The 26,950-nt window shown below is 42.3% G+C and carries 20 protein-coding genes and 1 riboswitch; of the genes, 15 read left to right on the forward strand and 5 right to left on the reverse strand.

Annotated features, from left to right (window positions below; translation table 11 throughout):
• The first annotated feature begins 55 nt into the window (after positions 1–55).
• Positions 56–1,111 carry a serine hydrolase domain-containing protein gene (locus R9C00_25665; protein ID WPO35086.1) on the forward strand — a complete coding sequence of 352 codons (1,056 nt, stop codon included), beginning with the start codon at positions 56–58 and terminating at the stop codon, positions 1,109–1,111.
• A 533-nt stretch (positions 1,112–1,644) separates the two neighbouring features.
• On the opposite strand, the gene R9C00_25670 is transcribed toward R9C00_25665, so the two are convergent.
• Complete coding sequence (locus R9C00_25670) at positions 1,645–1,842, reverse strand: hypothetical protein (protein ID WPO35087.1); 198 nt, start codon at positions 1,840–1,842, stop codon at positions 1,645–1,647.
• A 203-nt stretch (positions 1,843–2,045) separates the two neighbouring features.
• Between R9C00_25670 and R9C00_25675 the strand changes: the two genes are divergently transcribed.
• Complete coding sequence (locus tag R9C00_25675; protein WPO35088.1) at positions 2,046–2,807, forward strand: Fic family protein; 762 nt, start codon at positions 2,046–2,048, stop codon at positions 2,805–2,807.
• Positions 2,808–2,885: 78 nt separating this feature from the next.
• On the opposite strand, the gene R9C00_25680 is transcribed toward R9C00_25675, so the two are convergent.
• Positions 2,886–3,893, reverse strand: coding sequence for a transposase (locus R9C00_25680; protein WPO35089.1), 1,008 nt, complete (start codon positions 3,891–3,893; stop codon positions 2,886–2,888).
• A 471-nt stretch (positions 3,894–4,364) separates the two neighbouring features.
• Between R9C00_25680 and R9C00_25685 the strand changes: the two genes are divergently transcribed.
• Complete coding sequence (locus R9C00_25685) at positions 4,365–5,279, forward strand: DUF6438 domain-containing protein (GenBank protein ID WPO35090.1); 915 nt, start codon at positions 4,365–4,367, stop codon at positions 5,277–5,279.
• Between the two features lie 160 nt (positions 5,280–5,439).
• Here the strand turns inward: R9C00_25685 and pgl are convergent, their stop codons facing one another.
• The gene (gene pgl / locus R9C00_25690) at positions 5,440–6,150 is read right to left on the reverse strand and encodes a 6-phosphogluconolactonase (protein WPO35091.1); all 711 of its coding nucleotides are present in this window, start codon (positions 6,148–6,150) and stop codon (positions 5,440–5,442) included.
• A gap of 136 nt (positions 6,151–6,286) precedes the next feature.
• Positions 6,287–7,795: a glucose-6-phosphate dehydrogenase gene (zwf, locus tag R9C00_25695; protein WPO35092.1), complete on the reverse strand. Its 1,509-nt coding sequence runs from the start codon at positions 7,793–7,795 to the stop codon at positions 6,287–6,289.
• Positions 7,796–8,231: 436 nt separating this feature from the next.
• Here zwf and R9C00_25700 point away from each other — a divergent pair, with 436 nt between their 5' ends.
• From R9C00_25700 to lhgO, 12 genes are all read left to right on the forward strand, one after another.
• Positions 8,232–11,039: a glycosyl hydrolase gene (locus R9C00_25700; protein WPO35093.1), complete on the forward strand. Its 2,808-nt coding sequence runs from the start codon at positions 8,232–8,234 to the stop codon at positions 11,037–11,039.
• A 149-nt stretch (positions 11,040–11,188) separates the two neighbouring features.
• On the forward strand, positions 11,189–11,482 hold the full coding sequence (locus R9C00_25705; protein WPO35094.1) for a hypothetical protein: 294 nt from the start codon (positions 11,189–11,191) through the stop codon (positions 11,480–11,482).
• Positions 11,483–12,080: 598 nt separating this feature from the next.
• Positions 12,081–12,551 carry a hypothetical protein gene (locus tag R9C00_25710; GenBank protein ID WPO35095.1) on the forward strand — a complete coding sequence of 157 codons (471 nt, stop codon included), beginning with the start codon at positions 12,081–12,083 and terminating at the stop codon, positions 12,549–12,551.
• Positions 12,552–12,651: 100 nt separating this feature from the next.
• Positions 12,652–13,479, forward strand: a complete 828-nt coding sequence (locus tag R9C00_25715; GenBank protein ID WPO35096.1) for a sialate O-acetylesterase — start codon at positions 12,652–12,654, stop codon at positions 13,477–13,479.
• 314 nt (positions 13,480–13,793) lie between these two features.
• A riboswitch (SAM riboswitch) is annotated at positions 13,794–13,905 on the forward strand.
• A 259-nt stretch (positions 13,906–14,164) separates the two neighbouring features.
• Complete coding sequence (locus tag R9C00_25720) at positions 14,165–15,472, forward strand: O-acetylhomoserine aminocarboxypropyltransferase/cysteine synthase (protein WPO35097.1); 1,308 nt, start codon at positions 14,165–14,167, stop codon at positions 15,470–15,472.
• A 69-nt stretch (positions 15,473–15,541) separates the two neighbouring features.
• A complete protein-coding gene (locus R9C00_25725; protein ID WPO35098.1) occupies positions 15,542–16,009 on the forward strand; it encodes an OsmC family protein in 468 nt (155 codons plus the stop codon).
• A 291-nt stretch (positions 16,010–16,300) separates the two neighbouring features.
• Positions 16,301–17,347: a homoserine O-acetyltransferase gene (gene metX, locus R9C00_25730; GenBank protein ID WPO35099.1), complete on the forward strand. Its 1,047-nt coding sequence runs from the start codon at positions 16,301–16,303 to the stop codon at positions 17,345–17,347.
• A gap of 89 nt (positions 17,348–17,436) precedes the next feature.
• Positions 17,437–18,621: a homoserine dehydrogenase gene (locus R9C00_25735; protein ID WPO35100.1), complete on the forward strand. Its 1,185-nt coding sequence runs from the start codon at positions 17,437–17,439 to the stop codon at positions 18,619–18,621.
• A gap of 459 nt (positions 18,622–19,080) precedes the next feature.
• Positions 19,081–20,484, forward strand: a complete 1,404-nt coding sequence (locus R9C00_25740) for a tetratricopeptide repeat protein (protein WPO35101.1) — start codon at positions 19,081–19,083, stop codon at positions 20,482–20,484.
• A gap of 335 nt (positions 20,485–20,819) precedes the next feature.
• Entirely contained in the window at positions 20,820–23,687 is a 2,868-nt protein-coding gene (gene uvrA / locus R9C00_25745; protein WPO38795.1) for an excinuclease ABC subunit UvrA, read from the forward strand.
• Between the two features lie 259 nt (positions 23,688–23,946).
• Complete coding sequence (locus R9C00_25750; protein WPO35102.1) at positions 23,947–24,384, forward strand: MarR family transcriptional regulator; 438 nt, start codon at positions 23,947–23,949, stop codon at positions 24,382–24,384.
• A 42-nt stretch (positions 24,385–24,426) separates the two neighbouring features.
• Positions 24,427–25,629 carry an L-2-hydroxyglutarate oxidase gene (lhgO, locus tag R9C00_25755; protein ID WPO35103.1) on the forward strand — a complete coding sequence of 401 codons (1,203 nt, stop codon included), beginning with the start codon at positions 24,427–24,429 and terminating at the stop codon, positions 25,627–25,629.
• 77 nt (positions 25,630–25,706) lie between these two features.
• On the opposite strand, the gene R9C00_25760 is transcribed toward lhgO, so the two are convergent.
• Positions 25,707–26,906, reverse strand: coding sequence for a hypothetical protein (locus R9C00_25760; protein WPO35104.1), 1,200 nt, complete (start codon positions 26,904–26,906; stop codon positions 25,707–25,709).
• Positions 26,907–26,950: the final 44 nt, after the last annotated feature.

Consider the following 26,950-nt stretch of genomic DNA (forward strand, 5'->3'; position numbering starts at 1 on the left):
TCGCCTACTTTTCATATACTAAACGTTGTGTGCAATTAGAAAAAACAAAAAAGCTTTGACAAAAAATATAATAAAAATACTTCTAGTACTTGTTACTTTTTCAATAATTAGCTGTAAACAAAAGAAAGAATTCAAGAATGGAAGCACTAAGGAAATTGTTGAATACTTTGCTAATGAATTTTTGGATGACGATAGAATTCATTCGGTTTCTATTGCGCTTTATAATAATGGAAAAGAATCTACATTCCATTTTGGAGAGCAAAATCCAAACAAGAAAAACCCACCAACTGACTCTACTCTTTATGAATTGGCTTCTGTAACTAAAACCTTTACTGGAACAATGGTTGCTAAAGCCGTTCTTGATGGCAAAATTTCGCTTGATGATGATATCAGGGATTATTTACCACAAGAATATTCCAATTTCCAATATGATAGAGAAAAAGTCACTATTAAAGATATTATTACACACACAGGTGGTTTCCCTAATTTCCCACCTGCTGGAGAAAACAAGAAAGCATTTTGGAATGGATTGCATCAAGTAGAAATTAGCTCAAAACCTGGAACGGAATTCCACTATTCAAATACTGCGCCTGAAATAGCTGCGTACATTCTTGAAAAAGCTTATGGAATTCCATACCAAGAACTTATTGAGGAATATATCTTAAAACCGAACCAAATGATAGACACCAAATTTGTCCTCAATGCAAAAGATAAAAATTTGTTGATACAAGGCTACAACGGTGAGAAAGAACCGCAAGAGCATTATCAAAACAATCTTTGGGGTGGAATTGCAGGAATTCACTCAAACACAAGTGATTTAATAAAGTATATCAAATATCATTTGAATGAATCAATACCAGAAATTGAAGAATCTCACAAGAATTTCTTCAGCACCCAATACGATTTTGATATAGGATATCATTGGAATATCGTAGAAATAGAAAATGAAGTTTGCTATCGTCACCATGGCGGAATTTGGGGAATGCAGAATTGGCTTATGGTATTTCCAAAATCTAACATTGGAATTGCTGTTTTATCGAACGCAAGTTTTGAAGGCATAGATGATAAACTTGAAAAATTAGCTCTGAATATTAAAAGAGGAATAAAATAACTGCACACAATCGAGTAGGCGGCCGTGAGCCATAAGCCCACGGTGCACCTCACTAGGCGTGCCCCTGGAACGCCAGCCCGGTCCACCACCCAGCGTACGGACTAGGCGTCCCCGATCTCGTACTGGGCGGTTCGTCAAGCATAGCATAGTCGCTCTTTACACCAACTATGCCTTTGCCGTAGTTTAAGATAGGGCTAGCTTAGCCTCCCTATCGAATTTTGGGCAACTTAACGTTCAGCCCTTCGTCAACCCGTGAGAACTCCGAGTCTTCCATCGGCTCTTTTCCCGTTGACTACTATGACCTCTGCCGGCAGGCGTCCCTGTGACTTCTCAACTTCGTTTCCAGAATCCCCTCCCCTACAACCTGGCTCATCGCTAAAATTGTCTACTAGACAATTTCTTTACGCTCTGCCCTCTCGGTAAGGTGGATATCCCGCTGCCACGGTGGCTTGTATCTATCCCCGCTGGATCTACTATTTCGGCACTGTCCCCAATCGAAATCAGGGCTTTGGACTTCGGCAGCATGTGGTACCTCATCCGGCGGGGACGCCCAGTTCTGATAGCCTCTGTATCCAGTTCCTCACTTCGTGATGTCCTTTCGAACTCCCGTTCTCAGGAATGTCAGTACAGATACCGCAGTCTGGCCGCTTCGGCGGTCCGATTACTTCAGTCCTTGGGTCGCCCCAAGCAACCTTGCCACTTGCTTTGCTTCGGGTACGACTCCCGCGCATACGGGTCGGGGACGCCCAGTCTTTCACCCTTTGGAACACTCAAGTTCATGAGCTATATTCACCATTCAAGGCGCACACACGGTGTATAGTGCATACCCTTCGGGATACGCACCATACACAGAACGTTGGGCTTCATGCAGGAATAATACCCAAAGAATACGATATGTAATTTGAGTATATTTGTGTTTAAATAGTTTGAATAAATGAGAATAACAGAAAGAAGATATTTAGACACATATAAGCATTCAATTGGAGGTGAAGTTTCTCTATTGATAAAGGGTTTTGATTTTTCAGAGAATAGTGGAGGATTTGAATATTTGACAAAGTCCTCAGCAGTTTATTCATCAAATATTGAAGGAAATAGTATTGACTTAAATTCTTTCATGAATTATGAACTGAATAAGGATAAATTCAAGGTAGGAAAAGAAATCGAAGAAATTCAAGATTTGATTGAAGCTTATGAATTTGCGCAAAACAACAAATTGAATGAGAAAAACTTATTGACTTGTCATAAAATATTTTCAGACACATTATTGATCAGAAGTAAAAGAGGAAAGTATAGAATTGAACAGGTTGGTGTTTTTGGAAAATCTGGATTAGCATATATGGCAGTTGAACCTGAACTTGTTGCTAAAGAAATGAATATGCTTTTTGAGGACATTAATGAATTATTAGAATCAGAACTTGACGAAATTGAAGTCTTTTATTTTGCATCTTTAATACATTTACGATTTGCTCATATTCATCCATTTCGGGACGGAAATGGTAGAGCAGCTCGACTTATAGAAAAATGGTTTGTTTCAGAAAAATTAGGACGTGATTTTTGGAAAATACCTTCAGAAGAATTCTATAAAAAGAATCAAGCAAGATATTATGAAACCATTAATCTAGGAGTCAATTTTTATGAATTGAATTATGATAGATGTATTGGATTTTTAGAAATGTTACCAAATTGCCTGAAATAAAGTACAACACGACATAATACAAAGAAACATCTCACTGGAGGCGAGCATCCACCCGATCCACCCCACTACTCTTATGGTTTAAACAAGGGAATGCGTATAAATTTTTTCATATTTCCTGTTTTGGTTAATGACCGCAAAGATGCGGTGGACGAGCTTTGATCGGATGGCGTTTATGACGGACATCTTGTGCTTGCCCTCCTCCACTTTGCGGTCGTAATATTTTCGCAGCTCCCCCTTTGTCCTCAGGGTGGAGAGTGCCGCCATGTGGAATATTTTCTTCAGGTCCTTGTTGGCTTTTTGCGAGACCTTGTTGCGTGAGCGGATGCTGCTGCCCGACACGTACCTGAACGGGGCGCAGCCGATGTGGCAGGCAAACTTCTTGGGGTCGTCAAATTTCTGGAAGTTTTCCGTGGCCACTATCGTGGCGATGGCCGTCTGCTTTCCCACGCCCTCCACGGAGACGATCTTGTCGAAACTGTCCTTGATGTCCGGGTCGTCCTCTATCAACTGGGCTATCTGTTCCTCTATCTCCTCGACCGTTTTTTTATAGAGGGCGATGAGCTTCTTCACCCTCTTTTCTTTTTCCTTGAAATACTCTTTGTCCAGAAACCCTTTCTCCTGTTTTAGCTGCCCTTTGTATTTCGAGAGATCCTTCATGGCAAGTTCCCGCTCAGAGGACAAAAGCTTTAACTTATTGATAGTCTTGGGTGTAGGCTTTACCAATCTTGCCTTGTCGGCGAACCGCTTGGCATAGCCGGCGATCCTCTCGGCATCCACCTTGTCGTCCTTTCCCCTTGTCATTCCCTGCGAGCGGGAGATGGAATAAGGTGATTCCATCCAGAGGCAAAGCCCCAGGTCCAGGGACACTTCCATCAGCTTGTTGCCGAACTGTCCTGTGTGCTCGGCACATAGCAAGGTGTCTTCTTTGCCTAGCCCGTGCTCCCTGAACAGGGACTTGAGCCCTTTGCCCAGGGCTTTCCCGTCGTTGTCCCATTTGAGGTTGACAAGCTCTCCATGTTCGGCCAAGAGGGCCAGGTCGATGGTGTCTTTGCTGATGTCGATGCCGATAAAGTTTTTAAATTCCATGGTTATCCGTATTTTTATGTTGGACAAAAAACCTAGAGGCCAAGGACCTGGTGCGTAGCCTAACTACCTTAACGGTGGCAAACTCTTATACAGGCCTGGGCACGGGAGGGGACACGGGCATCCAGCAGTGGGATGAATCTTGTTCGTGGAGCGAGTTGAGTCGCCCATGCCCCCCTTGGCCAAAAGGAAATTAAGGTTTTACAATTAAACACAATCCTTCGAATAATACAACTGCACAAATCTAAGGTGGGGCGAGCATCCGCTCGACCCAAACAAGATAGCAATTGAAAACAGAAAACTATTATTGAAAAGCCATATCATCTTTTAGGACAGATGGGAGGTCTGCATATTTAAATCAATACCTCAAAAGTCCGAGCGGAGGCTCAATGTCGTCAACTTAAGAATATTTCTGAAAGTTCAGCGAAACGCTGAAGATCGTTTTAAACTTGAAAGCGAAATAATAAATAACTAATGAGAGATTTTAAACTAAAGGAGCTTTTTTACACACTTCTCATTCTTAAGCTACTATTGATTTCTGCATGTTCTAAGGATGAAATAACTATCTCCAAACAGGATTTAGTAAATAAAGATTGGAGCCTTCTCACAAATGAATATTTTTATCTAGATGAGTCCATTTTTCGAATAGACACAAGTATATATGAAAGTGGAATTATATTTTTCAATGGAAGTGATACGGATCGTAAAGGAAATGAAAGGATAGCATCAATAGAAAATGATAGAATCTACCTTCAAATCAACAAGAAGAAAAAGCTCTTTGGTACAATAACTTATTTAACTGCCGATACCCTTAAAATTAGTCTAGAGGAGTATTTAGATTTCAATATTCCAGTTCTAGGGGATTTTACTTTGCCTGAAAAAGAACTTCTATTTTATAATGATGATATAGATAGCTCAGAAAGCATGTCGTTTAATTCAATCTCTATCTCTTTCAGTTCATGTTGGGGGAGTTGTAATGAACAACAGCTTGAGATTGATCGAAAAGGAAACGTAAAGTATAACGGTATAAATAGTTATGCCAAATATCAAGGATTCCATGTAGGAACTTTAACTGAAGAACAACTTAAAACAATAGGCTCTCTCTTAAATAAGGCTACAAAAAATGAGTTGAGAACATTTTATCAGTCTCCAGAAATTAGTGGTGAACATTTAAGGTTAGTCCATATGATCGTAGATGTAGGTATGAGTTATCAATTAAAATTGCTCAATGGCCATGATAGGGTTGATACTCGCTTATTACCATTGTGGAATTACTTAGATACATTAGATGATATTATTGATATGCAAGCAATCCAAACTCCTTTAAGCTTTAAGACGAAGGTTTTTAAAGGAAATTGGCAGGCAAATCCATACTGTTCTATGAATTAAAAAAAGCTAAGCCCCTCTAACCCGCTGTTCGAGGTTTGCAATTCCGAAGAGCTCCTACTAAACTCAGGTGAGCATCCACCCGACCCAAACAAGCACTAAAAAAAAGGAAGCCCAAAAAAGGCTTCCTCTCAGTAAATTCATTTAGCTCCAAAGCAAATCGTTAAATTTCTCCTGCCGCTTCTTTGTCCAAATACCAGGTCAGGTTTTCTTTGCTTACGAGCGATGCAGGGAACTGCTCTGCCCCCGCTTCTTCTTTGGTAATTACCCTTACTTTCTCGGCTTTTCCCTTGCCCGTCACCAAAAAGGCAATTTGCTTGGCATGGTTAATTACTTTTCCAGTAATGGTTATCCTATTTTGCCCCGACTCAGGATGTGCCGCCACTTCACACAGGTTTGGCGAGTCCCAAAGGTTAATTTGGTAAGGAAATACCGAAGCCGTATGCCCATCGTCGCCCATGCCTAGCAGCACCAAGTCGAACTGAGGCACGCCGTTTACCGCAGGCACTCCCGCTTCTATTTCCTTGGCATAGCGAGTTGCCTCCTCGGCAGGAGTATTCTCCCCTACCATTCTGTGCACATTCCCTTTGGGGATATTCACCTTACTCAGCAAATGGTCTACCGTCATTTTATAGTTGCTATCCGAATCTGTCGGGGGGACACAACGCTCGTCCACCCAGTAGAAATGTACATTTTCCCATTTGATGGCTTCCGCTGCTTCTTCGGCAATGATATCAAAAATGATCTTGGGCGTGCTTCCTCCCGAAAGGGCGATAGTCACCTTGTCTTTTGAATTGATGAGCATTTTAAGCTCTTTGGCAAAGTCTTTTGAAAGCGCCTGTTTATCAGGATATATTTTTAGTTCTGGTTTCAATGTAATAGGGTTTAAAGTAATAATGAATCTTTCCCAAGCCCTTCAAAAATCGGATTAAAGAATGGACTTGTTTGAAAAGTTTCAAGTTACAAGTTTATGGATTTTAATAACCTGTAACTTGAAACCTGAAACAATTCTAAAGCTCACAGAAATTACCGTCGTTTGTTAGGTTTTTACAAGGGTATCTCCAAATTTCGTTTTCACCTTCTATCAAATCGTCGGCAGGCTCAGGTCCCCATGTACCCGCAGGATAGCCATACATCTTTATGGTTGGGTCTTCTTTCCAAGCTTTCAAAATTGGCTCTACAAACTCCCAAGCTGCTTCAACAGCGTCACCACGAGCAAACAGCGTACCGTCACCTTGCATACAGTCGAGCAAAAGCCTTTCATAAGCCTCTGGCAAGTCAGTTGAGGTCAGCTCCGAGTAGTGGAAATCCATGTTCACATCCTTCACCTTAAAGCCTTCGCCCGGCACTTTCACCCCAAACTTGAGCAAAATCCCTTCATTTGGCTGGATGCGGAGGATCAATACATTGTCCCCATTTCCTTGGTTTTGGTCGAATATCTGGTAATGGACTGGCTTAAAGTGGATCACAATTTCCGTCACCCTAGTTGGAAGGCGCTTGCCCGACCGAACATAGAAAGGAACTCCTTGCCACCTCCAGTTATCTATATAAAACTTGATAGCGCAATACGTCTCCGTCATTGAGTTTTTATCCACTCCCTCTTCTTCTCTATACCCAGGCACCACATCTCCTTTTATCTTAGAAGTAAGGTACTGTCCACGGATTACGTTGTTTTTCACATCGTCTGGCGAAAGTGGCTTCAACGAGCGGAAAAGCTTCGTTTTCTCATCCCTTATATATTTTGCCGACACCGAAGTAGGCGGTTCCATCGCTATCAGGGCCACCAACTGGAGCAAGTGGTTTTGGATCATATCTCGCAATGCTCCAGAGCTATCGTAATAGCCTCCTCTTTTTTCCACACCTACGCTCTCCGCCGAGGTAATCTCTATATGGTCGATGTAATTCCTGTTCCAAAGTGGCTCAAAAATGCTATTGGCAAAGCGGGTCACCAATACGTTTTGTACCGTCTCCTTGCCCAAATAATGGTCTATTCGGTAAATCTGCGACTCTTCAAAATACTGGTGCAAGCGTTGGTTCAGCTCTTTGGCAGTTTCTAGGTCATAGCCAAAAGGCTTTTCAATAATTACCCTTTTCCACCCATTATCTTGGCTGCTTAGCTTTGTCTCTTTCAGGCAATGACTAATGGTATCGAAAAGGCTTGGCGGGGTAGAAAGGTAAAATATATAATTGGAAGAGATATCTTTTTCCTTTTGGATACCTTCCAGTTTTGTTCTCAGGTTTTCATAATCTGCCGCATCTTTGGTGTTGAGCGGTTGGTAATACAGCATCTCATGAAAACCATCCAACTTCTCTTCCCTAGGCAAATGCTCGTTGCTAATCGCCACCTTATCCCTAAATTCATCATCCGTCATTTTGGTACGGCTCACGCCTACCACGGCAAAATTTTTAGGCAACAAGTTATTTTTATGTAATTGGTAAACCGCTGGTATGAGTTTCCGAGCTGTAAGGTCGCCCGAAGCCCCAAAAATTACAAGTATCTGACTTTCAGTTTTTTTCATCGATTTGATTTAAGCTTTTTACAAAATTGCGGAACGGAGTCCTTGTTAAAACCCCTTAGCCCCTAGGAGGTTTGGGAATTTTAAAAACTTAACCCTTTGGCAATTCGTCTTGAAGATTTAATAAGCTAGTTGCGGCTTCCGATTCCTATTGAAAAAAGTCTTTATTTTGAAAAAAATATAAGCTTGGAAGATGTCCTTTCAAAATCCATTACCTACATCCTGTGTTAATTCCAGACTTTCCTTTATAGCCCCAAAAATGCAACAAGTAACCCTTAAAAAACAACTTTAATCTTCATAAATCCTTTTTTCAGAAAAAACCACTTCTTTTTCTTTTGTAAAAACATGGCTTCCCCCCCAAATAGAAGCAGGCATTTCCATCCTTTTTTCCTAACTTTTGGGCACTGATCTATTCTCCACTTTTATAACCTAGCCTGGTATGCCAATAGAAGAAGAAAAAAACACCATTGACAGAAGATCTTTTTTGAAAACTACTGGCTTGGGAACAGGTGCAATGCTCTTGGGCTTGCCTACGCTACAAGGATGCATGAGCGAGGATGCCCGGCCCATAGACGATGATTTTTTCAAAGGCTTCCAACATCCCCCTGCCCTTGCTCGCCCTTTTGTACGCTGGTGGTGGAACGGCAACCATATCAGCAAAGAGGAAATACTTAGAGAGCTAGACCTGATGAAAAATGCAGGAATAGGCGGAGTAGAAATAAACCCCGTAGCTATGCCCGAAACAGCAGAGGCCGACCCCGAAGCCGGGCTCGTTTGGCTTAGCAACGAATGGTGCCAGATGGTGAAGTTTGTCTGCGACGAAGCCAAAAAAAGAAATATGCTGGTGGATTTGATAGTAGGGACTGGCTGGCCTTTTGGGGGAGAGTTTTTAGAAGAAAGCGAAACTATTCAGGGCGTAAGTGTAGAGATTATCGACATAGTCGGTTCTGGCCCTCAAAGTATCGAACTACCCAAAATAGATGAAGAAAATGAGAAGATCATGCAAATTGCCCTTATCCCAAACCACATGGGGGCTATTGGCGCAAAAAAAGACCTCAGCGACCTTCCTGTAAAGAAGGGGAAAATAGAGTTTGAAGCTCCCGAAGCCACTCACAAGCTTTATGTGGTAATTTGGAAAAATAAATTTAGGGAAGTGATGCACGGTGCACCCGGAGGAGCCGGCCCTGTGCTAGACCATTTCAACCTCCACGCTGTAGAAAAGTACCTCGACCGAATTTCCGATGCGCTGAACCCACTCTTTGAAGGATCGATGGGCAACGGCATTCGTTCGCTTTTTTGCGACAGTATAGAACTTGAAGGGGCAAATTGGACTTCGGACCTTGCCCAAGAGTTTGAAAAAAGAAGGGGCTACGAAATATTCGAATATCTCCCTCTCCTACTCGATAAAAATTTCAACCCTGAAACTAGTTTCCAAAAGGAATTTAGAAAAGTAAAATACGATTATAGCCTTACGCTGGCCGAGCTTTTTAAAGAACGGTTTGTCCAGCCATTCCACCTTTGGTGCAACTCCAATGCCTGCCAAAGTCGCTACCAAGCCTACGGACATCCATGGATTTACACCGACTTGCTCGATGGAAACCTCACCCCAGATATTCCCGAAGGCGATCAATGGCTTTTTAACGCTGGTTGGCAAAACTTCTGCGATGTGGACAATATCCGCTATGCTATTTGGAATAAGTATGCAGCTTCGGGTGGTCATATAAAAGGTAGAAAAGTCATTAGCACCGAAGCCATGACCAATACTTCGGGCGTGTTCCAAGCTTCTTTGGAATACATAAAGCAAGCGACAGATCTCAACATTGCTACGGGAATTAACCATACTATTTTGCATGGGTACAATTACTCACCTCCAAGTGCCGGCTTCCCAGGCTGGGTGCGCTATGGGACGTATTTCAGCGACCAGAATACATGGTGGCCTTATATGCCAGCATGGGCAAACTACACCGCAAGGCTTAGTTATGTATTCCAAGAAAGTAAGCCTGTTGGGCAAATAGCTTTGCTAGGCCCTACGCCAGATGTATGGAGCAAAGATGGCCTCGACCGCACCGCATTCAACTTTACCCCATGGTACTTGCACTCCTTTTGGCAAGCATTTAACCACAACGGCTTTATGAGCGACTTTGTGAACTGCGAAGTGGTGACAAAAGCAAGTGTGCAAAAAGACAAATTGGTTTGTGGGCACATGGCTTACGAAGCTATTTTTATTTGCAATGTGATAAACATGCCCCCCGAAACGGCTGAAAAACTGGTGGAATTTGCCAAGGCTGGCGGAAAGGTCTTTTTTGTAGGCTCTTTTCCCAATAAAGCCCCTGGCTACCAATCCAGCCCTGATGCCGCTAACAGGCTTAAAAAGGCAGTGGAACTGACCATGAACGCAGATGCCAAGCTTATTCAGTCTCCCCCCGACGACGACAAAGATAACCAACAGGAACTTGCCAAATGGGTAAAAGTTATTTGTAAGCAACATTCCCTTGTGCCAAAAGTCAACTTATCAGAACCGCATCACAAGGTGTTTGTAAACCATCAGCAGGCAGGAAAAAAGGAAATTGTTTTTTTTGCCAACATGGACAGGGAGAACAATAGCGTGTTTGAAGCGCAATTCCCCACAGGTAAAAAACTGCCCTGGCGATGGAATCCTGAAACAGGGGAAAGAACCCTCTACCCCCATAATGTCCCCCACATCCTAAAGTTTGACCTAGCTCCGCTCGAATCCATTCTGTTGGTATTTGAATCGCTAGGACAGTTTGATGTCCCCCGGCCAGAAGAAGCTCCTATGTTTGAAAATGGACAAACGATAAATGGCCCTTGGAAAGCCACTTTTGAGCAACCGATTACAGAGGAAACTTTTGAAAAAGAGTTTACCAAACTCGCAGACCTCAAAGACATAGAAGAGCTCAAGTACTTTTCGGGAACAGTGACCTATACGACCAGCTTCATCCCAGAAAATGTATCACTGAACATCTTAGATCTGGGAAAAGCCCATGAGATAGTAGAGCTGCGGATCAACCAACAATTGGTAGGCACAAAATGGTGGGGCAAGAAAGTATTCGATATCTCAGATATGCTCATAGAAGGGGAAAACGAGCTACAAATAAAAGTCACCACGCTGCTCTATAACTATTGCTGCTCCCTTGAAGGCAACCCAACCGTAGAAACATGGCGAAAGAGAAGCAAAGAAGTAGGCCTGCTTCCTTCGGGCTTGGTAGGTCCTGTGGTGGTTTATTAGAGGGGAGACGAGGCAACCAACAACGGGGTCTTTTCAAAAGCCCCCGTCGCTAAGCAGCCCATCCCAAGTGGGTAGCCTTTCAAGCGTCGTGGGCGTAAAAAAACGACCACGACGTGTGTGGAAAATTCAATCTTTACCTTTCTTACATAATGAAAAAACATAACCTATTACTCTTTATCATTTGTACATCTATTCTGTCTTGCCAAAACAAAAAAGAGATAAAGTATGCTGGATTTGATGATTTGGCGATAGGAAGTGAAACTATCAACCTTTATCAAAATGGTGATTTTTCTATTGAAATTGGCTTGGGGTATCACAAAGGAACTTACTCAATAGATAAAGATACTATTTTGCTCATCTACAACAATGAATCAGGCTTACCTAAAAAATTCTTGCTAAACGAGGACAAATTTGAGTCGGCTACCCTCATAAAATCTCAATAAGGCGAATTGATAACTATAAACATTCACAAAAGGTCAAAGCTAAGTTTGAGCATAAAAAGGTATTTGAAATAAAAGAAGCAATAAAATCAAACTATTACAAACCTCATGCAAAGGATTCTATCGACTGTACCGAATGGAGTTTAATAGAGCATGAAATTGAAATAATTATCAAAGAATCTGAACCTATAAATGGCTCTGAATGGCATCATCTCTTCGATCACTACCCCTGCCAAATTAAAGGAACTCTTATCCAAAGCTCTAAAAAATTTGATTATGCGATAAATATTGGAGCTTGGTTAACAATTTCCTCTGACGACACTACGTGGAGGTTTGGCAGCTTTAAAGATGAAAACAATACGTATTTTCTTTCTACAGCTTTTATAGAAGAATGAAAGGTATTATTTTGAAAGCGAGCCAACAACGGGGTCTTTTCAAAAGCCCCCGTTGCTTTGCATCCTACCAAATGAATAGCGTCGTGGGCGTAAAAAAAAACGACCACGACGTGTCTCAAAACTTTAGATCTTGCTTTAAAAGGAAACCTAAACAACAAAAACAGAGTACTAATACCCATAGCATTTAACCTACTTTTCTAAAAAAAATGGAGATAGAAACACTGAAAACAAGAACAAGCATTGACCAAAACGATAAATTATTCAAAATATACACCCAGTTTGAGGAAGTGTTGGCAGCATTGAGAAAAAAAGAGCTTCCAGAGCAAACTATTGGAGTTATCAACCAAGAAATCCAACTTGTCAACTCTATCCCCGAGAGTGGAAAAGAACTCAAAAAGCAAATCAAAAAGGGGCAAGGACGAATAGTAAAATTGCTAGAAAAGGAGCTAAAAATCGTACCACAAAGCTATTACCAATCGACATGGATGGGATTGGGCATGGCAGCATTTGGCTTGCCTATGGGCGTAGCTTTTGGCATGGCTTTAGGAAACTTGGCATTTCTGAGCATTGGGCTGCCTATTGGCATGGCAATCGGGTTAGCCGTAGGCTCAGGAATGGATAAAAAAGCACTGGAAGAAGGCAGGCAACTCGATGTGAAGATAAAGTTTTATGGGTAGGAGAAAGCAATTCAGCATCTGCCAATTTAGTTGGAAATCAATTTATTGGGACTAATTTTAGGATATATGTTTTTATGAAGATGTTTAAACCTTACTACCTATGAAAACTTTGCTTACCCTTGTTACTTTACTTTTACTCACTATGAACCTGCATGCCCAAAATCCAAACTTCCATATCTACCTATGCTTTGGGCAATCCAACATGGAAGGCTCGGCAAAAATAGAAAAACAAGACTCAACCGTTGATGCCCGGTTTAAAATGATGCCGTCTATGGACTGCTCTAACTTGGAAAGAACCAAAGGCAATTGGTACCCAGCTATTCCCCCGCTAAGCCAATGCTTTGTAGGGCTCTCCCCTGCCGATTATTTTGGCAGAACAATGGTAAAAAACCTTCCAGAAAACATTACGGTAGGGGTTATTAGCGTGGCCATTGGAGGTTGCGACATCCGCCTGTTTGACAAAAAAAGTTACAAAGACCATGTAGCCACCTACCCCGAAGATTGGTTTGTGAACAAAGTAGAAGGATATGGAGGAAATCCCTACAAACGCCTTATTAAGCTCGCAAAAAAAGCCCAAAAAGATGGAGTGATCAAAGGCATTCTTTTACACCAAGGAGAAACCAATACAGGAGATACCTTATGGACAAGCTATGTGAAAACGATCTATGAAAACATGATCGCTGATCTTTCATTGAACCCAGAAGATGTACCTCTGCTGGCTGGGGAAGTAGCTCATGCCGACCAAGGTGGGAAATGCGCCATCATGAACGAGATTATCGATACCTTACCAGAAGCTATCCCCACTGCCTATGTGATTCCTTCGAGCGGTTGTGCAGTACAAGAAGACAGTGTGCATTTCAGTTCGGAAGGAGTGCGAGAACTAGGAAAGCGATACGCAGAAAAAATGCTTTCGCTGGAGGGGGAGTAGAATAGGTAAGATAGTTATCACGATTCTGCACTATTTTCCAAGTATTCAAGCAACGAGCGACGGGGTCTTTCCAAAAGCCCCCTGTCGTTTTGCAAGCTACTCCCTAACTCTGCCCCATTTCCCAACCAAGCGTCGGGGGCGTAAAAAAAACGACCACGACGTATTTGACTTCCTTTTCCTAGGCAAGGAAAACCCTCAACTCAAACCTGATTCTAATCAGTTTTCAAAAGAAAATCTTTTTAAGGCTTGGAAATGAACCAAACATATGCTTGCTTTGTTCACGATAAAACCCCAAGGCACGTAACGTGTCATTTGGTTTATAAAGAAGAGAGGAGAGACTGGGCTCGCAGATCCTCTAGCAACCTTCCAACCCGAAAGGAAAAGGTGCTAATTCCCAGCCTAAATCTATTTTAGGACATATAAACTGAGAAAAAATGAAAAACTCAATCCAAGTAGAAAGTTCAGAATCAGTTCCGTTAAACGCAGCTCTAAGAGCTACTACCTACACCACGTGCTGTACGTGTTGCTGTTGTTGTATGCAGTAAAGCGCCGGCGTTCTACCTGAATTTCCTTTTCTAATTCTTCCAAGAAAACTGGTGCATCCTTAAAAATATGCGAGATGACCTTTTGTGTCTTCCCGCCTTTTTAAACCTATATCTTCACCCTAATCTAAACCCACATTATAATGTCTGAAAGTTTAAAATTTGAAACATTACAGCTACACGCTGGCCAAGAAGTAGATACAACTACAAACTCGAGAGCCGTACCTATTTACCAAACTACTTCCTATACATTCAACGATTCTGACCACGGGGCTAACCTTTTCGCCCTCAAAGAATTCGGAAATATCTATACCCGTATAATGAACCCTACCACCGATGTATTCGAGAAACGAATAGCAGCATTGGAAGGTGGCGTTGCTGCTTTGGCAGTTGGTTCGGGGCAAGCAGCCCAGTTCATCGCTTTAAATAATATCTTGGAGGCTGGAGATAACTTTGTGTCTTCTTCTTTCCTTTATGGAGGCACTTATAATCAGTTCAAAGTTGCATTTAAGCGCTTGGGCATCACGGTAAAATTTGCCGATGGAGACAAAGCAGCAAGCTTTGAGCAGTTGATAGACGAAAATACCAAGGCTATCTACCTAGAAACTATTGGCAACCCAGAATTCAGTATTCCAGATTTTGATGCGATTGCCGCACTTGCTGACAAGCACAACATCCCACTAGTAGTGGACAACACGTTTGGTGCAGGTGGTTATCTTTTCCGCCCTATAGAACACGGTGCTGCTGTGGTAACTGCTTCGGCTACCAAGTGGATTGGCGGACATGGAACATCTATTGGCGGCGTGATCGTTGACTCTGGAAAATTCAACTGGGGCAATGGCAAATTCCCTCAGTTTACCGAGCCTTCGGAAGGCTATCATGGCTTGAAGTTTTGGGAAGTATTTGGCGAAGGCGGTCCTTTTGGAAACATCGCTTTTATCATTAGGGCACGAGTAGAAGGCTTGCGTGATTTCGGCCCTGCATTGAGCCCTTTCAACTCTTTCTTGTTACTTCAGGGCTTGGAAACGCTTTCCCTCAGGGTGCAGAGGCACGTAGATAATACCTTGGAAGTAGCCAAATGGCTAGAAGCACATGACTTGGTGGAGAAAGTAAACTACCCTGGCTTGGAGAGCAGTGCTCACCACGAATTGGGCAAAAAATACTTGAAAAACGGCTTTGGAGGTGTGTTGAGCTTTACGCTAAAAGGAGATTTGGACAAGGTGAAAGCATTTGTGGATAGCCTTCAGCTTATCAGCCACTTGGCAAACGTGGGCGATGCAAAAACCTTGATCATCCACCCAGCTTCTACCACGCACCAGCAGCTTTCCCCCGAAGAGCAACTCTCAGCAGGCGTATTGCCAAACTTACTCAGGCTTTCGGTAGGCATAGAGCACGCCGACGATATCAAAGCCGATTTGCAAGCTTCATTCGATAAAGTTTTTAATTCATAACCTATTCAACTAAGCACCTCCTTGCCTAAGTGAGGAGGTGCTTCAATATCCTTAAAAAAGGACTAAAAAATGAGTACAAAAAAGTTTTCAATAAGCGGAAAAAAGGAAAGCCCCACTAGATTTGTGGCAAGTGCGAGAGGGTTCCGTATCACCATAGACCAACCTCGCGATTTTGGGGGAAGCGATCAAGCTGCCAACCCTGTGGAATATTTGCTAGCTGGCTATGCAGGCTGCCTGAACAGCATAGGGCATTTGGTTGCCCTAGAAATGGGATTCAGCCTGAAATCATTGGAAATTGACATTGAAGGATCGCTCAACACCGATAAGCTTTTCGGGATCCAAACGGAGGAAAGGGCTGGGTATAAAGAAATAGAAGTAAGGCTAAAAGCTGAAACACATGTAGATGGTTTTGTGCTGGAAGAATGGCTTAGAAAAGTAGAGGAGCGTTGCCCTGTGAACGATACTATCCGGAACCATACGCCAATAAGCGTTGGGGTGGAAAAAAAAGAGCCAGTGGAGGAAGTGGCGATTGTCTAGTTGCGAGTTACTAGTTTCTGGATAAAAGAAAGTAAATAGAATTAAATCAAGTGATTATCAAGAATCACATAAAATAGATACTTGATAATAATAGAAGGACGAGTAAAGCAGTTTTGTGTGGCTCGTATCAGTTAGTTGTTTAAAAAAAGAAATAAAAATGAAGTGCTGTTGTAAGAAATATAGGATAATATGATGTGTAGATAGCTGGTGGCTTTTGGGTTGCTGGCTATTCTTATTTTTGAGCCACTTTTTCGACAAAAATTCACAGCATTTCTAACCAATAATAAATTAATGCAGAACTACCTTTTTACATACGAACAAGACTTTCACCTAGAAGCAGGAGGAAAGCTTCCGGGCTTTGAACTAGCCTACTGCACCTTTGGAAAGCTCAATGCCGACCAGTCGAATGTGATCTGGGTCTGCCATGCGCTTACGGGCAATGCCGACGTAACCGAATGGTGGGGCGGACTTTTTGGAGAGGGGAAATTTTATAATCCAGAAGACGACTTTGTAATCTGTGCCAACATTTTAGGATCATGCTATGGTTCAACCGGTCCTCTTTCTACTAATCCCAAAACGGGCAAGCCCTATTACCACGATTTTCCTAAGCTGACCGTCAGAGACTTGGTGGCTTCCTTAGAAATACTGAGGCAGCACTTGGGTATCCGTCAAATAAACACACTTATTGGCGGATCGCTAGGCGGGCAGCAGGCTTTGGAATGGGCGGTGGAAAAGCCCGATGTATGCGAAAACCTGATTCTGGTTTCTACCAATGCCAAACACTCGCCTTGGGGCATCGCCTTCAATGAAGCGCAGCGGATGGCAATTGCAGCAGACCCTACTTGGATAACTGGTGGAGAAAAAGCAGGGCATAACGGCATGGCAGCCGCTAGGGCAGCAGCCATGCTTTCGTATCGAAACTACGACACCTACCGAAAAACACAAGAAGACCCCGATAACGAGAAAATTGGGAACTACAAAGCGGCAGCCTACCAACAATACAAAGGTGCTCGCTTGGGAGATAGGTTCAACGCCTATACTTACTGGACTATCTCGGAAGTGATGGATACCCACAACATAAGCCGAGGGCGAGGTAACTTGATAGAAACCTTGGAAAAAATAGAGGCTTACACCCACGTAATTGGTATCACCTCCGATATTTTATTTCCTATTCCAGAGCAGCGGCTAATAGCCCGATGGGTGAAAAATGTAACCTATGAGGAAATAAACTCTACGTATGGGCACGATGGCTTTTTGATAGAAACAGAAAAGCTTAGGAAAAGCTTTCGAGCTTTTTTCAGGCAAAAAAAGAAAAAACTATTGCACCATTCGTCATAATTTATTCTATGTGGGTGCTTCACATATATTGAACATTTTTACTAAAAAAATAACCACGAACTGACCAAGCTGGTCAAATAATTACACTTATGAGCAAGGATATCAAAATTGGACTTTTTGGATTTGGCTGTGTAGGCCAGGGACTTCACGACGTACTAAACAACAGCAAAGGAATCACAGCAGATATTCATAAAATTGCTGTAAAAGACCGCAACAAGAAAAGAAAACTGGATGCCAGCTATTTCACTTATACCAAAGAGGAAATATTGGAAAACCCAGACCTGAACGTAATAGTGGAGCTGATTGATGATGCAGAAGTGGCTTACAATATTGTAAGTTCTGCGCTGAAATCGGGCAAGGAAGTGGTAAGTGCCAACAAGAAATTGGTTGCCGAGCACCTCGAAGAATTTGTATTGCTCCAGCAAGAAACCGGCTCTTCCCTACTCTACGAAGGCGCGGTATGCGGAAGTATTCCCATCATCCGAACTATAGAAGAATATTACAACACGGAATTGCTTTACTCAGTAAGCGGTATTTTCAATGGATCATCTAACTATATCTTGAGTAAAGTATTTGAAGAAGGTTTGAGCTATGAGGTAGCCTTGAAGCAAGCACAAGACTTAGGCTTTGCCGAAACCGACCCAACCTTAGACGTTGGAGGGTTTGATGCCAAATACAAACTCGTAATCCTTACCGCACATAGCTTTGGGCTAATAGTGAAACCAGAAGAGGTTTTTAACTATGGCATACAAAACCTTTCTCCGTTCGACATGCAGTATGCTAGGGAAAAAGGATTGAAGATAAAGCTTGTACCGAAGGTGAAAAGGGTTAGCGATAATGAGATCACTCTTTACGTGATTCCTCAATTTGTGAAGGAACACGATTACTTGTACGAAGTAGAGAATGAATACAATGGCGTTACCGTGGCTGCTGCATTCTCCGAAAAGCAATTCTTTAGAGGCAAAGGTGCTGGCGGCCATCCAACTGGCTCGGCAGTACTTTCAGATATTGCCGCTTTGCGCTATGGTTACGGCTATGAGTACAGAAAATATCACGAACTCAACGGCTTGAAATACACGACTGACGTAGATGTGAAAGTATTTTTCCGCTACCTCAACAAGGAGCAATTTGTAAGAGAACAGTTTATTTCTGTGGAAGAGAAATACGAAAGCGAAGCAATCAATTATGTAACAGGCTCGGTGAAACTTAGTAGTCTCTTAAGGTCAGATTACTTCCAACAAGAAGGTACTTTCTTGGTAGAAATGCCTGATTAGGCAAGCTAAGACTTATAATTTAAGCACATTGTAAACTAAGTAACCGAGTGTTTTAATGACACCCTTCTTTCCACTTTTTGGCATTGCTGACGGTTGCTAGTTGCTCGTTACGGGTTTTAACAAATAAAGCTTCTAGTTTTAACTAGGTAGAAAACTAGTAACTATGGTAGTAAATCAACAAAAGGCTTTATTAATAAAAACACGAAAACTTAGTTTACAGGATATTAAGCTTTCAAATCAGACAATTTTTAGAAGCCCTGACCAGCAATGATCGGGGCTTTTTTTTTATCCTCCCCTCCTCCTCAAAAAAAAGTAAGAAAACAACGAGGTTAATAAACTACATACAAGTGCGTTATAGTTGCGAGCCTTCAAGAAATGCTAGTTCCATGAGGCTTTTTGTGTTATCTTGTTTTAATAAAATACAGGAATCCACTCAACCTAGAAACCTTAAAAATTCCAATGAAAAAAATTTATTTACTGATTCTCAGTTCATTCATCCTCGCCCAATCATTTGCCCAGCAAATAAGCCAAGAGGAGGCCTTGCAATATATAAAAGTTGGAAACACACTACGTGAAGCCCAACAATATGAAAATGCAGAATCTTACCTAGTGGGGGCTCTCAAAGTCATCAAAGGAAAAAACAAGTATTGGGAAGCGTCTGCTTATGAGAACCTTGGTTTGCTCTATCGTGACCAGCACAGAAGCGTAGAAGCAGTCAAATACCTCACCGATGCTTTTTTGATGTACAAAAAGCTCAAAATGAAAACCAGCGCAATGGCAGTAAAAACACTGCTAGACGGCGTGGAGGAAAAAGAACAGCTCTATGCTGGTATAGAAATTGGGGCAAAAGGAGTGAAAGCAAGTGTGATTGGGGTGTACCTCAATATGGATGGCGAGTATAAGTTTAAGGTAAAATACGATAATTCGATCAACCCAAATGTGGTAACTCTTACCGATGAGGCCATAGCCAAAGGAGCTGAGGCAGTAAATACTTTTTACAAAGAAATAAAATCGAAATACGATTTGCCAGACGAGCGAATATTCATAGTAGGAAGTAGTGGGGTAAGGATGGAAGCGATGAACCAAAACAAGCTAGATAAGCTGGAAAAAGCATTCGGCGAACAACTAAAAATTGGAAAATCCAAATTAAAGTTTATCACCCCCGAAGAGGAAGCCTACTTCGTGATAAAAGGAACTACCTTGCCCAAATACCGAGCAGTTTCTTCTACTATCGATATAGGTAGCGGAAACACCAAAGGTGGATTTTTGATAGGAGAAAACTTAGACAAAATCCAGCCTGTGAGCTTTCCTTTCGGTACAAAAACCCTTTCGGAAATGATACAGGCAAGCATGAAAGAATACCAAATTGGATACGACAGCGCCGCCAAGCTCCTAGCCAAAAAGTATGTAAGAAAAGAATTGAAGGAGCAATATGATAAAAACCGTGGGCTAAAAACTCGCTCGGTTGTACATTTGGTGGGAGGTGTAGCTTGGGCAATGACTACCTACCTTTACCCTCACCATGCCGAAGAAGCATTTGTACCTATTTCTGCTGTTTCTATTCATAAGTTTAGGCAAGAAATAATGAAAAACTACAGCATTATTACCAACCCTAACCTAGATCCTATCGATGATAAGGCTTTAAAGGCAAAGGCAGAAGCAGATATTTTGAAGGTAAAAGAAAACTTTAGTAGAGAAGAGTTGATAGCAGGCTCTATCATTTTGGATGAAATAGTGACCCAATACAATACAGAAGGACCGAAAAAGAAATTCGTGTTTGCCCGCCTTGGTTATGTAGGTTGGATCTCTGGTTATATAATGGAAGCCGTGAAAAAAGAATACGATTCCATGGAAGAACTGTAATTATTTCTTTTTCTGAGGATAATTCCAAACCCTTATCAGAAGCAAGACCAGAATAAATACGGCAATAATTCCAAAAACACCCATGTAGTAAAGAATTTATAAAGAATACAAATGTACAATTGAAAGCATGGCTTGGAAACAAGTCATGCTTTTTTATTGCCAAAAACCTTTTCTCCCCACTCCAGTTTTTAAATGGTGGAAGTTTATTAGAGCTTGTCCTCAAAGCTTGCTATTTTTGCGTTTATCGCATTGGAAAGGTAGGCTCTTAAAGCCCTAATTTTCAAATTAATTTAACAAACAATCCTACAGGAGAATTGGAAATCACTGAGACAGCAATACCTGAAGCCAACGGAGCAGCATCACCCGATTTGGAACAGGTCACGGTTATTGGAGCAAGAGAAAACAATCTCAAAAATATAAATGTAGCATTCCCCCGCAACAAAATGGTCGTGATCACGGGCATTAGCGGAAGCGGGAAATCGTCTTTGGCGTTCGATACTATCTACGCCGAAGGTCAGCGCCGCTACATGGAGAGCTTTTCGGCGTATGCCCGTTCTTTCATTGGTAACATGGAACGCCCTGACGTCGATAAGATCAACGGTCTTAGCCCTGTGATTTCCATCGAACAAAAAACTACTTCCCGAAACCCTCGCTCCACGGTGGGTACGGTCACGGAAATTTATGATTTTCTCCGCTTACTTTTTGCCCGCTCTGGCGATGCTTTTTCGTACAACACGGGCGAAAAAATGATCAAGCAGACGGAAGACCAAATCATAGACCAGATTCTCCAACACCACGACGGCAAAAAAATGATGTTGCTCGCCCCTATGGTGAAAGGTAGAAAAGGGCATTACCGAGAACTGTTTGTACAAGTACGAAAACTGGGTTTCAGTAAAGTAAGAGTGGATGGGGAAATCCTAGACCTTACACCTAAAATGCAGGTAGATAGGTACAAAATCCACGATATAGAAATAGTGGTGGACAGGATAGTGGTGAACGAAGAAGACAAATACCGCCTTACCCAATCGATAAAAACTGCATTGAAGCATGGAAAGGGTATCATGATGGCTCTTTTGCCCGAGCAAGACGGAATAGACAAGGAACTTGTCCGCCATTTTTCCAAATACCTGATGTGCCCCACCACAGGCATAGCTTACGACGAACCTGCTCCCAACTTGTTCTCTTTCAACTCGCCTTACGGCTGGTGCCCTACTTGCAAAGGCATGGGGCAAGTAAGCGAGATCACCAAAGAGTCGATCATCCCTGACCCAAGCAAAAGCATTAGCCGAGGGGGAATTTTGCCTTTGGGCGAGTACCGTGATATCTGGATTTTCAAAAAACTGGAAGCATTGCTCAAAAATTTTGAACTGAGCATAAGCACGCCCATTGAAAAAATACCCAAAGAAGTACTGGAACTGATCCTTTTTGGAAGTGATAAGGAAGTTGCGGTCAATTCGGTGAAATATCCTGGCACAAAATGGAAAACCAAGTTTGAAGGAATTATCCATTTCCTTGAAAAACAAATGGACTCTGGCAGCGATAAAACCCAGCAATGGGTGGAAGAGTTTATGGTGACCAGAACCTGCTCCGACTGCGAAGGAGAGCGACTGAACAAACAAGCTCGCCATTTTAAAATAGACGGAGCAAATATTTCTCAACTAGCGACCAAAGACATTAGCCATCTTTGGGAGTGGTTCGAGCATTTGGAAGATCGCCTTAGCAAAAGACAGCTTCAGATTGCCGGGGAAGTTTTGAAAGAAATAAGGAAAAGAATTGGCTTCATGCTCGATGTGGGGCTCGATTATTTGACCTTGAACCGCCCGCTCAAGACCCTTTCGGGCGGAGAGGCACAACGGATCAGGTTGGCCACCCAAATTGGAACACAGCTAGTTGGCGTGCTTTATATTTTGGATGAACCGAGCATTGGCTTACACCAGCGTGACAACGTGAAGCTGATAAAAGCTCTACATGACCTCCGCGACTTGGGCAACACGGTAGTAGTAGTGGAGCACGACAAGGACATGATGCTGGAATCTGACTACATTTTGGATATTGGTCCTGGAGCAGGGATGCATGGAGGAAAGGTGATAGCCGATGGACACCCTGATGAGTTTGTGAAGAAAAATGGAACGACGGCGAAATACCTAAAAGGGGAAATTGCCATTGAAGTTCCAAAGAAAAGAAGGGAAGGGAACGGGAAATCTATTGAGCTGATTGGCGCCTCGGGAAATAATTTAAAGAATGTAGATTTAGAAATCCCTTTGGGTAAAATGGTCTGTGTTACGGGCGTTTCGGGCAGTGGAAAATCTACCCTGATCCACGATACCCTTCACCCTATTTTCAGCCAACTTTTCTATCGTTCTCGCAAAGATCCTTTGCCTTACAAAGAAGTGAAAGGAATAAAAGATCTTGACAAAGTAATTGAAGTTGACCAGTCTCCCATTGGGCGAACTCCTCGCTCCAATCCGGCTACCTACACGGGGATGTTCTCTGAAATCCGTTCGCTATTTGCCAACTTGCCCGAATCAAAAATCAGGGGCTACAAACCTGGTCGTTTCTCCTTCAATGTGAAAGGCGGAAGGTGTGAAACCTGTGGTGGAGGTGGTAAAAAACTGGTGGAAATGGAGTTTTTGCCAGATGTGTACATCGACTGCGAAACCTGCAAAGGCAAACGCTACAACCGAGAAACCTTGGAAGTTAGGTTCAAAGGGAAATCAATTTCCGATGTGTTGGACATGACTGTGGAACAAGCTTCTGAGTTTTTTGAAAACCAACCGAAGATTGTAAGAAAAGTAAGGGCCCTCAACGATGTAGGGCTGGGATACATTACCCTTGGGCAACATGCCACCACACTTTCGGGCGGAGAAGCGCAGCGGGTAAAACTTGCCACCGAGCTCTCTAAAAAAGACACAGGAAACACGCTTTACATCCTCGATGAACCAACTACGGGGCTGCATTTCCAAGATATCCAGCACTTGCTTGATGTACTGAACAAGTTAGTGGATAAGGGCAACACAGTTTTGATCATTGAGCACAACCTTGACGTGATAAAAGTATCGGACCACTTGATAGATGTAGGCCCTGAAGGCGGAGAAGGCGGCGGAACCATTGTTTGCTCAGGCACTCCAGAGGAAGTAGCTAAGTCGAAAAACTCTTATACAGGAAAGTTTTTGAAAGAAGAGTTGAAGACGGGGAAGAAGTAAAGTTGCAGGTTGCGAATTTTATGCTTCAGGAGATGTTTAGATGTGCTTAATTGGGTGTATCTAATATTCTGCCTGCTCGCCCCTAAAATACATCCAACCCTTTGCGTTATTTACTCCTTACTTGAGCCAAAAGCACTGAAAAAACCACCTAACCTCCTCTATTTTAGTTAAAACCGAGACTTTTTTTTGATAAACCTTGTATCCTAGCGTATTTTTAGAGCAGATAAGGGAAAATTATTCATAGTAAAACAACCACGCTTTGGCATTAAAACACAAAGAAAGTAAGAACTATGGGGTATTGATTGAACGTACTATCAAAAAAATACGACAACATCTCCAAAAGAACTTCAACGAAAAAGAGTTGGGGTTAACCATTGACCAATGGGTTCTTCTAGAGCTATTGAACCGAAAGGAGGGCGTAAGCCAGAAAGTTATTGCCGAACAGTCAAATAAGGATGCACCTACTGTTACGAGGATTATCGATTTGCTTTGTAAGAAAAAGCTAGCCGAGCGCAGGGTAAACGAAGATGATAGGCGGCGTTTTAATGTTCACCTGACCGAACTGGGGAGAGAAAAAGTAAAAGAGGTCTACCCTGTGGTGCTTGATATGCGGCGAACGGGCTGGCAAGGTCTCGACGACAATGATTTTAATGAGCTCTCGCGTATTCTAGAAAAGATTTGCAATAACTTTGACTGACCGTCAAAGATTTTTTATACTCATACCTATTAATAACACATTATGGAATACGAAGTAGTTGTGATTGGAGGTGGCATTGTTGGCTTGGCCACAGCTTATAAAATACTAGAAAAAAAACCTGGGGTAAAACTCGCTTTGCTTGAAAAAGAAAGTGGTGTAGCCAAACACCAGACAGGCAACAATAGTGGGGTAATCCACTCGGGAATTTATTATAAGCCAGGCAGCCTCAAGGCAAAAAACTGTATTTCTGGTTACCAAAGGTTGTTAGCCTTCTGCGATGAACATGAAATTGAATATGACCTTTGTGGAAAAGTGATTGTAGCGACTTCTGAAGCCGAAAAAATTCCTTTGGAAAATATTTATAACCGAGGGCTTAAAAATGGGCTAGGCAAAATCAGGAAAATCAGCCAAGCCGAATTGAGAGAAATAGAGCCTCATGTAGCAGGCATTGCGGGAATTGATGTGCCCTACACAGGCATTGTCGACTTTAAGCAAGTATCGGCTAAGTATGCAGAACTAATACAGGAAAAAGGTGGGGAAATAATTACAGGAGCGAAAGTCATCAACATAAAAAGGCATAACCGCTACTCGGAAATAATCACCATTGACAAGACGTATACGACCAAACTGGCCATCAACTGTGCAGGGTTATACTCCGATAAAATAGCTGGCTTTTGCTCTGAAAAACTTGATGTTCGGATCATTCCATTCAGGGGGGAATATTATGAAATAGTGCCTGAAAAGCATCATTTGGTCAAAAACCTGATCTACCCTGTCCCCGACCCTAATTTCCCTTTCTTGGGCGTACATTTTACCCGCATGATTGGCGGAGGAATAGAGGCAGGGCCCAATGCTGTATTTGCATTTAAGCGAGAAGGCTATAGCAAAATGGCTTTTAATTTTACCGAATTTGCCGAATCTATCACGTGGCCAGGGTTCCAGAAAGTAGCAGTGAAATATTGGCAAACAGGTATAGGCGAATTTTACCGCTCATTCTCCAAAAAAGCATTTACCAAGGCTTTACAAAAACTCATTCCCGAAATACAGGAAGAAGATTTGGTACCGGGAGGCGCAGGAGTTCGCGCACAAGCCTGTGACAGAAGTGGAGGCCTTATCGACGATTTCAAAATAGTGGAAACCGAACACGTGATCAACGTGTTGAATGCCCCTTCGCCAGCAGCAACTTCTTCCCTAGCCATTGGCAGCACGGTTTCTAAATTGGCTATACATCATCTTAATGAATAAAAAAGTACTTTTAAAACCCCAAAAAAGAGCTTGCAGGTTGCTGCAAGCTCTTTTTTGGGGACTAGGCTTACTTGATTTCATTTCCCAATCAATTTCTTCACATCTCCCTCAGATATTTTGAAAAGGCTGATCCTAGGGAACCTTCCGGTTACATAGGTAAGTGCGGCAATCGCCATTCCCTTGTCAGCAGTTTCTACCAGCCCAGCAATTTTATACCCTTCCGAAAAACCTAAATATTTATTTCCTAAAAGCTCGCCCGTATCTTCATCATAAGAATACAAAACGATCTGATTCGATTTAGAATCCATCGCATAGATAGTCAGGTTTTGACTTTCGTAGGTCATCGAATGAATTCTCACATTTGCGTTTGGCTGCAATTCGGGGTATTCATTTCCTTCCAAGTCTTCACTTGAGCTTACACCAGCCTTATCTATAGCAATACGAGGATGTACATAATTTTTTCCAAATGTGAATCTTGAAACGGCAAAATCATCACCTGTAATATGGTTCATAGCACTGACTGCACCATCGTCACGGAAACCATTCATCACACCAGTCCATTGTCCTTCCACGTCCAAAAACATCACAGAAAGGGTATAGTTATAAAAGCCGTTTACATAAAATCCGCCTCCGTTGAGGTTACCCACAAAAAATGGCAAACGTTTGTTAGGATTGGTCAGATGATTGAAAATAGCTTCATCTGGGTCGTCCAAAATCTGGAAACTCTGCGTCCAGTCTTCAGAAAAATCTGATTTCAACTTGCTGAATGTTGAGCTTTGCCCATCCCTATTGAACCCTAGTACCCCCACTCCACCTTCGGGAGTAGCAATGGTACTGAGCGGATAGCTAATTGATCCGTATGTTCCCGCTACCTGCAAGCCCTGCCCAACTTCATCAACTTTCATAAGGTATGAACCAGAAGCACTCGGATCCATACACATAAAATAAAAAGAGCCATTGATTTCCATCAGGTTGGAAGTAGGAGCTACAAAACCCGAAGCAGGTACTTCCCACACAAAATTTCCCTCATCGTCTGTTTTCATCACATACACACCGCCAAAGTCAGAAATATCTACTTCGGTTTGCGCCAATATCAAAAAGCCGCCATCGGCAGTTTGCTTCAAATCTAAAGGGTAAAAACTACTGCTGAAATCGTAGTTGTCATATACTTTGGTAAAACGGTTGTTCGGCAGAATTACTTCTTCACTATCTGAGCTACAGCCCCAGCCAAGTAGCAATGGAAAAAGTAAAATTGAGAGTTTGCAGAGTTTAAGCATTTTATATTTTTTTCAAGAGTTTGAACTAGCTGTTGGTAAAAAAG

It is taken from the genome of Flammeovirgaceae bacterium SG7u.111, from assembly GCA_034044135.1.
Classification (GTDB): domain Bacteria; phylum Bacteroidota; class Bacteroidia; order Cytophagales; family Flammeovirgaceae.

Excerpts from the sequence above, each read along its gene's own strand:
- R9C00_25680 (WPO35089.1), bottom strand. The coding sequence starts at position 3,893 with ATGGAATTTAAAAACTTTATCGGCATCGACATCAGCAAAGACACCATC.
- R9C00_25710 (WPO35095.1), top strand. The coding sequence starts at position 12,081 with ATGGAGATAGAAACACTGAAAACAAGAACAAGCATTGACCAAAACGAT.
- R9C00_25700 (WPO35093.1), top strand. The coding sequence starts at position 8,232 with ATGCCAATAGAAGAAGAAAAAAACACCATTGACAGAAGATCTTTTTTG.
- R9C00_25735 (WPO35100.1), top strand. The coding sequence starts at position 17,437 with ATGAGCAAGGATATCAAAATTGGACTTTTTGGATTTGGCTGTGTAGGC.
- zwf (WPO35092.1), bottom strand. The coding sequence starts at position 7,795 with ATGAAAAAAACTGAAAGTCAGATACTTGTAATTTTTGGGGCTTCGGGC.
- R9C00_25725 (WPO35098.1), top strand. The coding sequence starts at position 15,542 with ATGAGTACAAAAAAGTTTTCAATAAGCGGAAAAAAGGAAAGCCCCACT.
- R9C00_25685 (WPO35090.1), top strand. The coding sequence starts at position 4,365 with ATGAGAGATTTTAAACTAAAGGAGCTTTTTTACACACTTCTCATTCTT.
- R9C00_25715 (WPO35096.1), top strand. The coding sequence starts at position 12,652 with ATGAAAACTTTGCTTACCCTTGTTACTTTACTTTTACTCACTATGAAC.
- metX (WPO35099.1), top strand. The coding sequence starts at position 16,301 with ATGCAGAACTACCTTTTTACATACGAACAAGACTTTCACCTAGAAGCA.
- R9C00_25760 (WPO35104.1), bottom strand. The coding sequence starts at position 26,906 with ATGCTTAAACTCTGCAAACTCTCAATTTTACTTTTTCCATTGCTACTT.
- R9C00_25740 (WPO35101.1), top strand. The coding sequence starts at position 19,081 with ATGAAAAAAATTTATTTACTGATTCTCAGTTCATTCATCCTCGCCCAA.
- R9C00_25720 (WPO35097.1), top strand. The coding sequence starts at position 14,165 with ATGTCTGAAAGTTTAAAATTTGAAACATTACAGCTACACGCTGGCCAA.
- R9C00_25705 (WPO35094.1), top strand. The coding sequence starts at position 11,189 with ATGAAAAAACATAACCTATTACTCTTTATCATTTGTACATCTATTCTG.
- R9C00_25670 (WPO35087.1), bottom strand. The coding sequence starts at position 1,842 with ATGCGCGGGAGTCGTACCCGAAGCAAAGCAAGTGGCAAGGTTGCTTGG.
- R9C00_25675 (WPO35088.1), top strand. The coding sequence starts at position 2,046 with ATGAGAATAACAGAAAGAAGATATTTAGACACATATAAGCATTCAATT.
- lhgO (WPO35103.1), top strand. The coding sequence starts at position 24,427 with ATGGAATACGAAGTAGTTGTGATTGGAGGTGGCATTGTTGGCTTGGCC.